The following is a 14,186-nucleotide window of genomic DNA, read 5'->3' as shown; positions in this document are numbered from 1 at the left end:
ATAGCATCATTAAATGAGAACAAACGATGGATAGACAAATGGAGCCCGAATTGATGGAAGACCCGGTGCAGGTGAAGGCCTATGCCGAAGCCGATTTCGAGATTCCGCATCAGCAATTCATCGACCGCCTGCAAGAGTTTGTCGCCGAACCGGACTTTAACGGCGCCGCGCTCGATCTGGGCTGCGGGCCGGGCGACATCTGCGTGCGTTTCGCCAAAGCCTTTCCGCTCAGCACGCTCGATGCGGTCGACGGTTCCGAGGCGATGCTCGAATATGCAAAAACCTTCACCGCCCCGATCAAAGACCGAATCCGCCTGATCCACGGCCGCCTGCCCTTTGTCATATTACCGCAACAATTTTATGCGATCATATTGAGCAACAGCTTATTGCATCATTTACCCGACCCACTGGCTCTGTGGCAAACGATCAAACGCTACGCTAAACCGGGCACCCGCGTCGCCGTGATGGATTTACTGCGCCCCGCTTCCCGCGAGGCGGCAGCGGCATTGGTCGAGACTTATGCCAGCCATGAGGCGGAGATTTTACGGCGCGATTTTTACCATTCGCTGCTGGCCGCCTTCACCCTCGAAGAAATCGAAGCGCAGCTCAGGGAGACCGAGCTGCCGCTCCGCATCGAGCAAATCAGCGACCGTCACGTTTTTATCAAAGGCATTATTTCCTAAAGCGTTAGCCCAGCAAGGACATTCATGGACCCCACCGCCCCTATTCCCGCCATCGACTTACAGAAACCCGAATTTTATATCAACCGCGACGCGAGCCTGCTGGAATTCAACAGACGGGTGCTCGCGCAGGCCCGCAACGAGCACATGCCGCTGCTAGAGCGCCTCAACTATCTGTGCATTTCCTGCTCGAACCTGGACGAATTCTACGAAGTCCGGGTCGCCTCGGTGATTCAGATGGCCGCGATCGACCCGAAGGTGACCGGCTCGGACGGCCTGACGCCAACCGATCAGCTCGAACTGATTTCGGTCAAGGCGCATGAACTGGTCGCCGAGCAATACCAGGTGCTGAATGAGATTCTGATCCCGAAGCTACGGGAGCAAAACATCAATTTCGTCCGCCGCAGGGACTGGAGCGAAGCCCAACTCAAATGGCTGCAAACTTATTTCACTGAAGAAGTGCTGCCGATCCTGACGCCGGTTGGGCTGGATTCCGCGCACCCTTTCCCGCGCATTCTGAACAAAAGCTTGAACTTCATCATCTCACTGACCGGCAAGGATGCGTTCGGACGCAACAGCGGCCGCGCGATCCTGCAGGCGCCGCGCGCGCTGCCGCGCATCGTGCAGTTGCCGACCGAGGAAACGCAAAGCGGCCCGCACGATTTCGTATTCCTGTCCTCGATCATCCACGCCTTCGCCGATCAATTGTTCAACGGCATGAACATCAAGGGCTGTTATCAATTCCGGGTTACCCGCAACAGCGACTTTTTCGTCGATGACGACGCGATCGACGACTTGCTGCTCGCGGTCGAAGGCGAGCTGGCGATGCGTAACTACGGCGACGAAGTCCGCCTCGAAATCGACGCGAACTGCCCGGACGAAACGGTCGCCTTTCTGCTCGCCCGCTTCGAAATGACCCGGCAACACCTGTTTCTGGTCGACGGCCCGGTCAACCTGAACCGGATGCAGGAGATCATCCGCCTGGTCGACCGCCCCGATCTGAAGTTTGTGCCGTTCAAGGCCAGTACGCCGGCGCAATTCGCACGCAACAAGGACATGTTCGCGGCGATCCGGCGCCAGGATGTTTTGCTGCATCATCCCTTCGAATCGTTTGCGCCGGTCGTCGAATTTCTGCGCCAGGCCGCGGCGTCGCCGGAGGTGTTGGCGATCAAGCAGACCCTGTACCGAACCGGCGCCGACTCGCCGATCGTGAATGCGTTGATCAAGGCGGCCAGGGCCGGCAAGGAAGTGACCGTCGTGATCGAGCTGCGCGCCCGCTTCGACGAGAAGGCCAACATCGATCTGGCAGCGAAGCTGCAGGAGGCCGCGGTGCATGTGGTTTACGGCGTCGTCGGTTACAAGACGCATGCGAAGATGTGCCTGGTGCTGCGCCGCGAAGGCAAGGAACTGATCAACTATGTGCATCTCGGCACCGGCAACTATCACCCGAAGACGAGCCAACTTTACACCGATTACGGCCTGTTTACCTGCGACAAGGAACTGGGCGAGGACGTCCGCCGCGTCTTTGCCCAGTTGACCAGCCTCGGCAAGGTGACCAAGCTGAACAAACTGCTGCAATCGCCGTTTACGTTACATAGCGGCCTGATGGAAAAAATCGAGCGCGAGATCAACCATGCCAAAAGCGGCAAACCGGCGAAAATCGTGTTCAAGGTCAATGCGGTGGTCGAGGAACAAGCGATTCAGTCCTTGTACCGTGCCTCCCAGGCCGGCGTCGAGGTCAAACTGATCGTGCGCGGCATTTGCACCCTGCGCCCCGGCGTTCCCGGCGTTTCGGAAAACATCGAGGTGCGTTCGATCATCGGCCGCTTCCTCGAACATGAGCGCCTCTATATCTTTTATAATGACGGCAATCAGGAAATTTATGCCTCCAGCGCCGATTTGATGAACCGGAACATGTTCCGCCGCGTGGAAGTGTTTTTCCCGATCGGCAATAAAAAACTGCTAAACCGTATCCTGCGCGAGATGGATTTGTATCTGCATGACAATACGCAAGCCTGGCTCTTGCAGCCGGACGGCCATTATCAGCGCATAAAACGCGCCGAAGACCAGGACCCGGTGCAGGCACAGACCCAGTTGTTGCTGGAGTTGCAGGGCTGATAATCTATCCTGTTTTTGAATCCTCCGGAACCATGCAATGAACGAGATTAAAGAAATCGCCCAATTGGGCGCCGCCGTGCTGCGGCAGAATGCCGAACCGGTCTGCGACGTGAACGGCGCCGATACGCGCGCACTGATTGCGGCGATGAAAGCCTCGCTCGCAGGCACCCAGGGCGTAGGGCTCGCCGCGCCGCAAATCGACGCATCCAGGCGCCTCGTGATCGTCGCCTCGCGCCCGACCCCGCGTTATCCGAACGCGCCGCTGATGGAACCGACCGTAATGATCAATCCTTCCTTCCGGGCGCTGTCGGATGCCAAGGAAAAAGGCTGGGAAGGCTGCCTGAGCATTCCGGGCATTCGCGCCTTAGTGCCTCGATACACAGACATCCGGATAGCCTACACCGACGAAAATGGCGCCCCGGTCGAAAGGGTCCTGCACGACTTCATCGCCCGCGTCTTTCAGCACGAAGTCGATCATCTGGACGGCCTGGTTTTTCTGGACCGGGTCGAAAGCAACCGGGACATTTTTTCCGAAAGCGAATATTTGAAATTGTTCAGCTAGCGCCATGCAGATCGAAGACCTGACAGGTTTTTGGTGTCTTCGAGAAAGTTATTTTTGACCTAAGACTTAGCCTAATATTTTCAGCAGCCGGCTACTGAAAAACAGCCAATCGACCCAGCATGCCAAATGTAAGGCTGCGATCAACCAGAAAGTGATTTGAAACGAGATTTTTTTATTTTTATGCCGAATCGTTTTTTGCGTGATCAAAGCGCCCGGCCAGCCGCCAAGCAATTCAAGCAGATGCAAGGTCGATTCCTGGGTTCGCCATTCGCTCTTAATTGCTTTGGTTTTATCCCTGGCGTAGGCTAAAAAAGTCACTAAACTCATCACCAAATAGACAAAAAAGGGCAATGGATTGTGCTGTTCGATGATCAACCAACCTGAAAAGACAAAAGGCGTCAACGCGATCAGGATGAAAAATGGTCCCAGTCCCTGCTTCTGTTTTCCGGCGCTCTGACTTCGCGGAACGATTTTTTGGGGGGACGGACGCAAGATCGGCTGGCCGTCGATAGTGGCATCGTAGGCCCTGATCTTGCCGTTTTTATCCGCCATCAGCCTATAGCGAACAAGATCCCCGACTTGCGGCTGATAACCCGGATGTTTGATATCCCGAATATGAATGAAAATGTCCTGCTCGGCGGCGGCCGTTTCGATAAAGCCGAAGCCTCTGTCCGGTTTCCAGGATTTGATGATGCCTTGATAGGTTTGCACGAATCTCCCCGTATTGTTAGCGATTGTTTCAACCAAAGATAGCGTTGAATTGGAGTCGGCGCAATACGCTAGAATAGCGCCGCCTTCTTATTCGGCATCTGTGTTATTTAACTGCTTTAGAATAGTCTCATGGAATTCACCGAAACCATCCCCCCCTTGTTGATCCAGTTCGCGATGACGGTCGCCTTTGCGTTCGTGGTCGGACTGGAATTCCGCCGTTATCATCAGATCAACCAATACCAACTGCATTTCGGCAGCACCCGCACCTTTGTATTGATCGCCATTCAGGGCTTCCTGCTGTATTCGCTCGATCCCGCCAAGCACTTGTTCGCGGCGGGATTTTTGTTGCTGGGCGCGTCTCTACTGGTTTATTACTGGCACCTGGCCTCGAAAGGTATCTTTTCGATATTCAGCCCTTTACTGGCCTTGCTGATCTATCTGATCGGTCCGGTTGCGATTGCATTTCCGAACTGGTTCCTGATGCTTTTTGTCGTGGTGCTGATCCTGATACTCGGCGAAAAACCGGTCATTCATCGTTTTTCGGATCAGCTTGCAAATGACGAAGTCGTCACCCTCGCCAAGTTTTTGATCATTTCCGGCGTGATTCTGCCCTTGTTGCCGGACCGGCCGATCGCACCGTCTCTGCCCGTCACTTACGATAAAGTCTGGCTGGCGGTGATCATCGTCTCCGGTTTTTCCTATCTGAGTTATCTGCTGAACAGTTATTTCTTTAAGAGCCGCGGTCTGATGGTGACCGCGGTATTGGCGGGGCTGTATTCGAGCACGGTGGCGACCGTCGTGATCGGCCGGCGCGCCCGCGACCTGGCCGCGGCGGAAAGCCATGTTTCGGCCGCCCTGATCATCGCGACCACGATGATGTACCTGCGCTTGCTGGCGCTGATTTTTCTGTTCAATCCGCATGTCGCCATACAATTATTGCCGCCGTTTGCGCTGATCGTTGCGGTGTCGCTGATCGCGGCCGCCGTTTTGTGCCGTTATCAGAAACCGGCACTCCCTTTTGCGAATGCGGTAGATGTTCAGCACCCGCTCGAATTATCGACTGCGGTCCTGTTCGCGGTCCTATTCATGGTGTTTACCTTCGTCACCCATTATGTGACCAGCCACTTCGGCAGTAACGGCCTGAATATTCTGGCCATCGCGGTCGGCATGACCGATATCGACCCGTTCATTCTGGCATTACTCAGCGGGAAATTTGCGGCTTCCGAAGCGGCCATCGTCGCGGCCGTCGTAATGGCCAGCGGCAGCAATAATCTGCTGAAAGCCGCCTATAGCGTGTTCTTTGCACGCAATATTTCGGTACGCTTCGGGGCGATCTGGCTGACGGCTTTGTTTGTGGCGTCGGCGGTCTACGCCAAGACGCTGACGATCTGATCCCCTCCCCCCACACGGTTTGCCGGTGAGCAGAGGCGCGCAAGCAGAACTCGATGTCAATTCCTTCACTATTTACCCTAAAATAACCTACGCGAATCGGTGCATTTCACCTGCGCACGGTGCTTTTACCCACCGCCTCTTAGTTTATTATCTCAACCATGCCGAATAAATTATTTCTTAATCAATTAGATAAAAGCATCGCTTAGCAAAACAAGCTTGGCACGACTCTTGAGTTAAATAACTATCTTCAAATTTGCCGGACTGACTTGCAATGGAACACCCTCACTTCGACGCTTCCGATTCCGTGGCGATGCCTAGAACCATCATGCGGAGCCATGCCGGCATCTTTACGGCCTGGCTGCTGTTGACCGTGGTCAATCTTGGTTTTCACCGCCTGATTCCTCTCGATGAAACCCGTTATGCCTCGGTCGCCTGGGACATGTGGGTTCGGCATAACTGGCTCGTGCCGCATCTGAACGGCATTCCCTATCATCACAAACCGCCGCTGTTGTTCTGGATCGACAATCTGGGCTGGGCATTGTTCGGCGTGAATGAACTCTGGCTGCTGCTGGTATCGCCGCTGTGCGCGCTGGCCAGCCTATATGCGCTCAGCTATTTGGCCGGCCAGTTGTGGCCGGGCAATCAACAGGCGATGCGCATGGCGCCCTGGCTGTTGTTCGGCAGTCTGATCTGGGGCGCTTATCTGAACAGTTCGATGTTCGACATGTTGCTCGGGCTGTGTGTGCTGGCCGCGATGATCGGTCTGGTCAAAGCCTCCAAGAACTTGGACTGGCGGTACTGGGCGTGGTATGCGTTAGGCTGCGGCTTCGGTTTGCTCGCGAAAGGCCCTGTCGTCTTCATGCATATCCTGGCGCCCTTTTTATTAGGACTGTTCTGGAGCGACACAGCCAAACGCGATCCCGGAAAATGGTACCTGCAAGGCGGTATCGCGCTGGTCATCGGCATTGCGATCGGCCTGGCCTGGGCCGTGCCCGCGGTGTTGAATGCGGGCGATGCCTTCGGCGGCACCCTGCTCTGGCATCAGACCGCTGACCGGGTCGTCAACAGCTTTGCGCACCGCCGGCCGTTATGGTGGTATCTCGAACTATCGCCGATGATCTTGTTTCCGTGGTTTTTTTGGCCGCGGTTCTGGCAGGCCGTCTGCCGCAAGGAACTGTTCGCCGACCCGACTGTACGTTTCTGCGCCATTTGGTTTTTTGCCGGCATCCTCGGTTTTTCCGCGATCAGCGGCAAGCAGGTGCATTATTTGCTGCCGTTGATGCCGGCCCTGGCGTTGCTGACGAGCCGTGCGCTAACGTCAAGGGCGCCGGCCGGCCTCCGTCTCGGCGATTTTCTGCCGTTCGTGGTGATCGGCTTGTTCGGCCTCGGCCTTCTGCTGTTGCCGATGCTGCCGAACGTCAAAACCTATCATTGGCTGCAAAACCGGCAAATCTGGTGGCCGCTCGCGATCATCGCGACCAGCATCGCGGGCATCGTGTTGAAAACCCAAAGCCGCCGGCTGACGCCGTATTCCCTGTCGGCCTCCGTGATCGTTGTGTTGATGACCAGCCTGGCCGGCTTTTTCAGCTCGACCGGCAATGCCTTTCATTTGAACGATGCGGCAGTGCAGCTCGAAAAATACCTGAAGGCCGGCGAACCGATCGCCTGGGCCGGCAAATATGACGGCCAGTTTTTGTTCCTGTTGCGTCTGAAGGAGCCGATGACGGTGATCCAACCCAAAGATATGCCGCAGTGGTTGCACGAGTATCCGCATGGGCATGTGGTTTCCATCGGCCCTTCGCAAAATCCCGTCAATAAGCGAATCAGATTGCAGACCGACTATGTCCAGCCTTACCGTGAAGAATGGTTGATCGTCCAATCCCTGCCGAATGCCTGAAGTCTTCCCTCCAGCAGGTTTACGCCCATGGATTGGGTCAAAGATAACTTCCCTCCCAAAGACCAGCCAGATTTTAAAAACCTGGCTGGTCTTCAGCAATTTTCAGCGAGAACACACCGATAGTCGATTGCGAATATAGCGTTGGCTGAGCGGAGCCGAAGACAACGGCATGTAAAACTGATCTTCAAAAAAAGGACACACCGCAATAGCCCCTGCGGCATCAGCTTGGCTTAATGTTCTAGCGAATCACTTTGTTAGAATAACTTAAATTAGCCGTTAACCTTAAGGTAACTCATGGACGACGTATCAAGAGAAAAAATACGCATACTCGTTTTAGAGCGGCATGAGATTGTTCGAATCGGGCTGCGCACACTGCTTGAAAATCAGCCAAAATTTCAAGTCGTTGCCGAATCAAATGGCTTTGATGATATCTACCGGCTTACCAGCGCGCACACTCCCGACGTCATTTTGCTTGATTTGCTGCTGGTTGGGGAAAAATTATCACCAACACATTCCTTTGCTCTTACAGGCATCACCCAACAGCAAAATATTGGCGAAAAACTGGGTATCAGTGAAAAAACGGTTCGCAATCATCTGACCAGGGTAATCGCGCTTAAATCATCCCGATGACACGGAGTAAATAATCGTTATCCCATCCGGCCTTTAAGCGCTTGATTTTCACTCCCACCTTAGACGTTTTTTCAGCTTTGATCAGGTTCAGGGCAATATGCCGGATCACCGCCAGGTTCGCCGCACTATGTCCTTTCCGCGTTCGATTGCTGTCCTCATCAAAGACGATATCAAGCACCCAATGAAGATTATTTTCAATCGCCCAGTGTGCTCGCACCGCACGCTCCAATCGCTTCGGATCATGGGCATCCAGACTGCTGATAAAATAGCGCGTTTCCTCGGTTACTTTGTTATCGATTTCTCTTTTGGCCGTGACGGCGATAATACTTTGCAAGCCTTTCCAGCCATGCCGCTCTTGCAGCCAAGCAATGTCGGCGGTTGCTCGAAGCGAGCGCGTTTCGATTCGGCCATGCTCGCCGTCATAACTGACAGAGGCGACTGCCGGCGATAACGACGAGGTAAAAAAGGTAAGGACATCCTCATGCAGAGTACCCTGGTTGCCTTTCAGGCTCAACACATAGTCACCACCTTGCTGTTTAATCTGCTCGGCTATCTTCTTTTGGCACCCCATCGCATCGATAGTCACCACGGCCCCCGCTATATCCAGTCGTGACAATAACTTCGGAATGGCCGTAATTTCATTCGATTTGTCATCGACTTTGACCTACCCTAAAACCAGGTTATTTTGTTGCGCCCATGCGCTGACCATATAGATCGCGGCTTTTTTTGAGGCTTTGTCCACGCTCCGCCTTAAGCACTTGCCGTCGATCGCAATGACTTCCCCGTCGGTGAGACGGGCTAAATCAGATACCCAACGGGAAAAGCAGTCGCTAAACTGGTCGGTATCAATGGCCGCATACACTTCACCGAAGGTGTCGTGCGAAGGGATGCCATGCTCTAATCCCAGCAATTCAGTGAACCAGTCCTCTTTGGCTAAGCCAAATTCTTCAATCGCAACCCAGTTATCCGCTCCGCAAATCACTGCGCAGAGGCTGATAAAGAATATATCTTGCAGTTGATGCTTCTTTTGCCGGTTAACCCTGGGGTCTTTAATGCTCGAAAAGTGATGAATAATTGAAGGCGTTGGTTTTTCTATCATTGCAATTCAACATGATAGACTTATTACCTCATCTAAATTCTATTTTCAAGTGCTTTTAAGCGCGATTGCCCTGGCCCGTCGCCCCAATGACGGTGTCATAGCCGTCAGGAAAGCGTAAAATCAACTCGTGTACATCGGCCATTTTGGCAGCCTCGACCACCTTTTCCGGATCGATTTCGCCGAATCGGGCGATGTTTTCGCTGATGGTGCCCTCGAACAGCTCAATGTCCTGAGGCAAGTAGCCGATGAAACGGCCGAGATGCTCGCGGTCCCAGTTGAAGACTTCCGCACCGTCCAGGCGAATGGCGCCGTTCGCTGTGGGCCAAATGCCCAATAGGGCACGCGCCAGCGTCGATTTACCGGCACCGCTGGGACCGAGCACCCCGACAATGTCGCCTTTTTCGATCACCAGATTGAGACCTTTGATAACGGGCGTCTTGCTGCCCGGCGGCGTGACAATCGCATTTTCGAGCTGAATGCGGCCCTGGGGATCGGGCAATTGCATGTGCTCCTTTTCGGCGGGGATTTGCTGCAGGATTTCGTTTAGGCGCTTGTACTGGTCACGCGCGCTGATAAAGCCCTTCCAGGTGCCGATCATTAAATCAATAGGGGCCAATGCCCTGCCCATCAGGATGGAGCCGGCAATCATCAGGCCCCCTGAAATTTCGCGCTCGATCGTCAAATAAGCGCCTAAGCCCAAGATGAGTGACTGCGATGAAATGCGAATGACTTTGGACAGCGCGGTTAATAGCCCGGCACGGGAGCTGGCGAGGGCTTGCAAGTCCAGGACTTTTATCGCACCTTCCATCCAGCGTCGGCGTAAACTGCCTAACATGCCCATCGACTCGATCACTTCGGCATTGCGCAAGTTCTTGCCTAACAAGGATCGCGTAGCGATAGAAATTTTGTTGGCTTCGCTCAGCGTTTTGGCCGTGGCTTTTTCGTTCGCCACCGCGACCAGAGTCAATAGCATGGCGGTAAAGACTGAAAACCAGCCATACCAGGGGTGGAATATAAACAGCAGTCCCAAATAAACCGGCATCCAGGGCGCGTCAAAGAAAGCAAACAAGCCGTTGCCGGTGAGAAATTGACGCAGGCCGGTCAGATCGTCGAGCGCCTGTGTCGTCGCTTGCCTCCCGCCGCTGTATAAGGCCTGCTTAAACGCGACCCGGAACAAGCGTTCATTCAACAAGAGTTCCAAACGGGTGCTGACCCTGACCAAAATTTGTGACCGCACCCACTCCAGTGAAGCCATCGTGATGAATAACACGAGCATGATCAATGTCAACATCAGCAGCGTGGTTTTATTGCCTGTCGACACCACCCGATCATAGACTTGCAGCATATAGATCGATGGAACAATCATCAGGAAATTAATCAACAAGCTAAAACCCGCTGCCGACAAAAATGTTCCTTTACAGAGATGCAGAGCCTGTTCCAGATCGGTCTTGATGGTTTTCATGTGCGGACAGTGCCGGGTGCAAAAAATAGGTATTGTCTCATAAACGGAGAAAGATAGGCGCCGCTATGCGGGCATAGAAATCGCCAAGCTGGGGCGTGGCGGTATTAATTATATCGCACGGCTATTCGCCATGGAGGTTTTGGTTGGCGTTTACGCGACGGAAAAATGCGCTCAGTTTTTATGCTCCGATTGCAGGCGGCCGCGAAACACATAATACTGATAAGCGTTATAGCCTAGGATGAAAGGCAACAGCCCGCCGACCGCATAAAGCATGAACTCCAGCGTTCTGGTCGACGATGCGGCGCCATGCAGTGTCATCGACCCCGGGACCAGGAATGGATAATGGCTGACCACCAAGCCTATGACCGACACTATCAATCCAGTCAAAACCCAGAAAAACGGACTACCGTTATGGCGTTGATGAAGGCTTCGCAGTAACATCAACAACGGTATGGCGAGACAACCGGCCAGTATTGCGAATGCCAAAGGTTCAACGCTCCAACGCTCTGCCACGGAAGGCATGACCCGCGCGCTGCACCCAATAAACACCGGCAACAGTAAAGACAACGAGAGCGCGGCTCGCCAAGCCCAACGATGAGCCGACTCAAGCAGCGCCCCATCAGCCTTGCGCAGCAAATAACTGGCGCCGAGCAGCACATACAGATTAACCACTAGAACGGCCGCCAACAGCGAAAATGGACTGAACCAAGCGAAGAGGTCCGCTGGAGTGCCGGCCCTGTCGATGATCCTGCCGCCAAGCAAAGCACCCAACGCGAAGCCCTGCGCCAGCGCCGCCAGCAAGCTGCCGATGCCGAAAGCGAGCAGCCATCCTGCCGGCCGGCGCGCATACAGACGAAACTCAAAGGCGACGCCGCGGAAAATCAGCGCAAACAACATCAGCAATACCGGCACATACAACGTTTCCAGGACCGCCGCATAAGCGAGCGGAAAGGCGCCGAACAGCGTGCCGCCGAGCAGCACCAGCCAGGTTTCATTGGCATCCCATACGCCGCTCAGACCCTCCATCATCACAGCCTTTCGGGACGAGTCCCGTTCGGTCAATGACAAAATCCCGATGCCGAGGTCAAAACCGTCCAGCGCCACATAGGCGGTCAACATCAAGGTGAATATCGCCGCCCAGGCATTGATCAAAAATTCGGAGACTTGATGTTCCATGGCTAACCCTTTTCCTGTTCAGGATTCACTGAAGGCATGAATGCCGGCAACGGCTGATCGATATTCGGCCCGGCCATGATGATACGCCGGGCGAACACTAAAAATGACGCCAACAACAACGTATAAACCCCCGCGAACAAAACCAGGCTGGTCGCGACCGCGCTTGGCGAAAGGGCCGATACGCCCTGAGCGGTGCGCAACAAACCGTAAACCGCCCAGGGCTGGCGCCCGACTTCGCGCACTATCCAGCCGCATTCGGTCGCGATATAGCCCAAAGGAATGGCGGCCACCCAAGCTTTCAATAGCCATGGCGGCAACGCCAGAGTGATCGGCTGCCGACGTTGCCGCCACCCATACCACGCGCTGACGCCCATCAACGCCGCGATCGCCAGTCCTGCGGCCAGCATCACGCGAAAACTGTAGAAAATCAGTCCAATCGCCGGCGGCTGGTCGGCGGGAGCGAACTCATTCAAGCCTTTGACCTGCCCGTCCAGCGAATGCGTGGCGATCAGGCTCAAGGCATTGGGTATCGAGAGCACCCAGTCGTTGGCCTGCTTTTGTTTGTTGGGCCAGGCCAAGACATGCCACTCGGCGCCCTGCCCCGGCGGATTGGTGTCCCAATGCGCCTCTATCGCAGCGGTCTTCGCCGGCTGTAGATCGAACAGGTATAAGCCGGCCACATCGCCGACCAGAATCTGCAACGGCGCCGCCGCCAACAAACCGGCCAATGCCAGCTTCAAGGATTTGCGGAACAGGTTTTGATGGCGCTGCTTCAGGATGTACCAGGCGGACACACCGCCGACCACGAGCAGACTGGTCTCGATGCAGGCTAGCCACATATGCGCATAACCCCAATAATGATAGGGATTCAGCAAGGCTTCGGCATAACTGTCGACGACATAGCGTCCGGCCTCGATATGGCCGCCGGTGGGCGCCTGCATCCAGCCGTTGGCGATCATGATCCAGAAGGCGGACAGCGACGATCCCAGCGCCACCATGGCGGTCGCGAACAAATGCATGCCAGCCGGCACTCGGTTCCAGCCGAACATCATGATACCGAGAAAGCCCGCTTCCAGCATCAGTGCCATCGCGCCATCGTAGCCGAGGATGTTGCCGAAAAATTCGCCGGTCAGGCGGGAGAACGGCGCCCAGTTGGTGCCGAATTCGAATTCCATTGGTATGCCGCTGACCACACCGACGGCAAAGTTCAGCAGAAACAACTTGCCCCAGAAGCGTGCGTGATGAAAATAATCCGGGTCCTTCGTCTTCAGCCAGAGAATTTCAACCGCGACCAGAAAGATCGACAATCCGACCGTCAAGAGCGGCCAAAGGATGTGAAAAATTGCGGTCAGCGCGAATTGCAGGCGCGATAACAATAGCGTATCTTGCAAAGAATCCATCAGCTTTCCTCGAACAATAGAAGTCTGTCGGAAAGACCAAGCTCGGTCTTAGGCGTCCGAATGCACCTTGAATTCGCGCTCCAGCAACCAATAACAGCCGCCCAAGGCCAGCACCAGCAGTGCGGTGCCGATCACATGTAAAGCCGACACCTCGTGAAAGTCGAAGACGATAATCTTTCGCGCGACCGCCATTAGCGCGGTCGCAACCACCATCTTGACCGGTATTACATCTTTTCGTATGTACAAGGTGATGTTGATAAATATTTCGACCGCGATCAGCACGATCATGAAGGAACCGAACACATGCAGAATTTCGGATTTCCCCAACGTGGCAATCGGATGGCTCAATATTTCCTGGTATATCACAATCATCACGTCAAAAACGCACCAGAGCACGGTTAGCATCATCAGCAAAGCCAGCACCTTGACGCCGAAGCGAATCATCGTATGCAAAAAACGAATAAACGCGTCGTCCTCTTCCAGAGACAATTCATCGTGTTCATTCTTCTTTTTGCTTTCGGTCAGGAAATGGTGCGTCAGTTTGTTGATCAAGTCCGACTTGTCCGCGCTCAGACTGCCGCTCAGGTCGGTCTCGAAAAACTTATTCAATCCTGGCACATTGCGAAGTTCCTCTTTGTCCACTCTTTTGAAGCCCATCGTCCATTCGGCATATTCGCGGGTGTTGATTTTTTTTCTTTCGATGATGCGGAAGTCTTTATGCCGGGGGTCCTTCTTGATATCGGCCACCAAATCGTCGACGACTTTCTCCTCACCTTCCAGCACCTGGATGAACGCCTCGCCGGTGTACAACAGCATACCGGAAACGCCGAGGCAGGCATTATTCAGGCGGGAGGGAGTCAGGATACCCATAAGATCGTCGTTGCTCATGGGCCGGGTCGGGGTGCTAATATAGGTTAGCTGAATCACGATGAATGCCTCTGTCGTTATAATTATGCGAGCGCTATTCGGATACGTGGCAGACACATTGAGATTTCATTACGACTGCCTTAAAAGCAATAATGTAACATGCGTCTGCCAATAGTCAACAAACCCAAACGG

The 14,186-nt window shown here is 54.3% G+C and carries 11 protein-coding genes and 1 pseudogene; 6 read left to right on the top strand and 6 right to left on the bottom strand.

All coding sequences use genetic code 11. The annotated features are described in order from the left end of the window. Window positions 1-26: 26 nt before the first annotated feature. Genes METLA_RS0103975 through def form a run of 3 tightly spaced genes read left to right on the top strand, consistent with a single transcriptional unit; the run spans window position 27 to window position 3,360 of the window. A complete protein-coding gene (locus METLA_RS0103975; RefSeq protein ID WP_024297322.1) occupies window positions 27-683 on the top strand; it encodes a class I SAM-dependent methyltransferase in 657 nt (218 codons plus the stop codon). Between the two features lie 24 nt (window positions 684-707). Then, on the top strand, window positions 708-2,798 hold the full coding sequence (gene ppk1 / locus METLA_RS0103970) for a polyphosphate kinase 1 (RefSeq protein ID WP_024297321.1): 2,091 nt from the start codon (window positions 708-710) through the stop codon (window positions 2,796-2,798). 37 nt (window positions 2,799-2,835) lie between these two features. After that, window positions 2,836-3,360, top strand: coding sequence for a peptide deformylase (def, locus tag METLA_RS0103965; RefSeq protein ID WP_024297320.1), 525 nt, complete (start codon window positions 2,836-2,838; stop codon window positions 3,358-3,360). Window positions 3,361-3,426: 66 nt separating this feature from the next. On the opposite strand, the gene METLA_RS0103960 is transcribed toward def, so the two are convergent. Then, the gene (locus METLA_RS0103960; protein ID WP_024297319.1) at window positions 3,427-4,071 is read right to left on the bottom strand and encodes a cold shock and DUF1294 domain-containing protein; all 645 of its coding nucleotides are present in this window, start codon (window positions 4,069-4,071) and stop codon (window positions 3,427-3,429) included. A 129-nt stretch (window positions 4,072-4,200) separates the two neighbouring features. Here METLA_RS0103960 and METLA_RS0103955 point away from each other — a divergent pair, with 129 nt between their 5' ends. The 3 genes from METLA_RS0103955 to METLA_RS0103945 all read left to right on the top strand — a co-directional run bounded on the left by METLA_RS0103955 (window position 4,201) and on the right by METLA_RS0103945 (window position 7,990). Further along, window positions 4,201-5,463, top strand: coding sequence for an MgtC/SapB family protein (locus METLA_RS0103955; RefSeq protein WP_024297318.1), 1,263 nt, complete (start codon window positions 4,201-4,203; stop codon window positions 5,461-5,463). Between the two features lie 271 nt (window positions 5,464-5,734). Then, window positions 5,735-7,360, top strand: coding sequence for an ArnT family glycosyltransferase (locus METLA_RS0103950; RefSeq protein ID WP_024297317.1), 1,626 nt, complete (start codon window positions 5,735-5,737; stop codon window positions 7,358-7,360). Between the two features lie 294 nt (window positions 7,361-7,654). Then, complete coding sequence (locus METLA_RS0103945; RefSeq protein ID WP_024297316.1) at window positions 7,655-7,990, top strand: response regulator transcription factor; 336 nt, start codon at window positions 7,655-7,657, stop codon at window positions 7,988-7,990. On the opposite strand, the pseudogene METLA_RS20535 reads toward METLA_RS0103945, so the two are convergent. From METLA_RS20535 to METLA_RS21720, 5 genes and pseudogenes are all read right to left on the bottom strand, one after another. Beyond that, a pseudogene (locus METLA_RS20535) lies at window positions 7,974-9,089 on the bottom strand (ISAs1 family transposase). The gene METLA_RS0103945 and the pseudogene METLA_RS20535 sit on opposite strands and share 17 nt — an antisense overlap. 55 nt (window positions 9,090-9,144) lie before the next feature. Then, window positions 9,145-10,551, bottom strand: a complete 1,407-nt coding sequence (locus tag METLA_RS0103935; RefSeq protein ID WP_245598723.1) for a type I secretion system permease/ATPase — start codon at window positions 10,549-10,551, stop codon at window positions 9,145-9,147. Between the two features lie 171 nt (window positions 10,552-10,722). Next, a complete protein-coding gene (locus METLA_RS0103930; RefSeq protein WP_024297315.1) occupies window positions 10,723-11,727 on the bottom strand; it encodes a cytochrome d ubiquinol oxidase subunit II in 1,005 nt (334 codons plus the stop codon). Between the two features lie 2 nt (window positions 11,728-11,729). Then, on the bottom strand, window positions 11,730-13,127 hold the full coding sequence (locus METLA_RS0103925) for a cytochrome ubiquinol oxidase subunit I (protein ID WP_024297314.1): 1,398 nt from the start codon (window positions 13,125-13,127) through the stop codon (window positions 11,730-11,732). Window positions 13,128-13,175: 48 nt separating this feature from the next. Continuing rightward, window positions 13,176-14,054, bottom strand: a complete 879-nt coding sequence (locus METLA_RS21720; RefSeq protein WP_024297313.1) for a phosphate-starvation-inducible PsiE family protein — start codon at window positions 14,052-14,054, stop codon at window positions 13,176-13,178. Window positions 14,055-14,186 lie beyond the last annotated feature (132 nt).

Origin of the sequence: Methylomicrobium lacus LW14 (assembly GCF_000527095.1) — a bacterium.
GTDB classification, from domain to species: Bacteria; Pseudomonadota; Gammaproteobacteria; order Methylococcales; family Methylomonadaceae; genus Methylomicrobium; species Methylomicrobium lacus.
This window is presented reverse-complemented; position numbering and strand designations above follow the sequence as displayed.

Coding starts and splice junctions, on each gene's coding strand:
- METLA_RS0103975 (WP_024297322.1), top strand. CDS start 27: ATGGATAGACAAATGGAGCCCGAATTGATGGAAGACCCGGTGCAGGTG.
- ppk1 (WP_024297321.1), top strand. CDS start 708: ATGGACCCCACCGCCCCTATTCCCGCCATCGACTTACAGAAACCCGAA.
- def (WP_024297320.1), top strand. CDS start 2,836: ATGAACGAGATTAAAGAAATCGCCCAATTGGGCGCCGCCGTGCTGCGG.
- METLA_RS0103955 (WP_024297318.1), top strand. CDS start 4,201: ATGGAATTCACCGAAACCATCCCCCCCTTGTTGATCCAGTTCGCGATG.
- METLA_RS0103950 (WP_024297317.1), top strand. CDS start 5,735: ATGGAACACCCTCACTTCGACGCTTCCGATTCCGTGGCGATGCCTAGA.
- METLA_RS0103945 (WP_024297316.1), top strand. CDS start 7,655: ATGGACGACGTATCAAGAGAAAAAATACGCATACTCGTTTTAGAGCGG.
- METLA_RS0103935 (WP_245598723.1), bottom strand. CDS start 10,551: ATGAAAACCATCAAGACCGATCTGGAACAGGCTCTGCATCTCTGTAAA.
- METLA_RS0103930 (WP_024297315.1), bottom strand. CDS start 11,727: ATGGAACATCAAGTCTCCGAATTTTTGATCAATGCCTGGGCGGCGATA.
- METLA_RS0103925 (WP_024297314.1), bottom strand. CDS start 13,127: ATGGATTCTTTGCAAGATACGCTATTGTTATCGCGCCTGCAATTCGCG.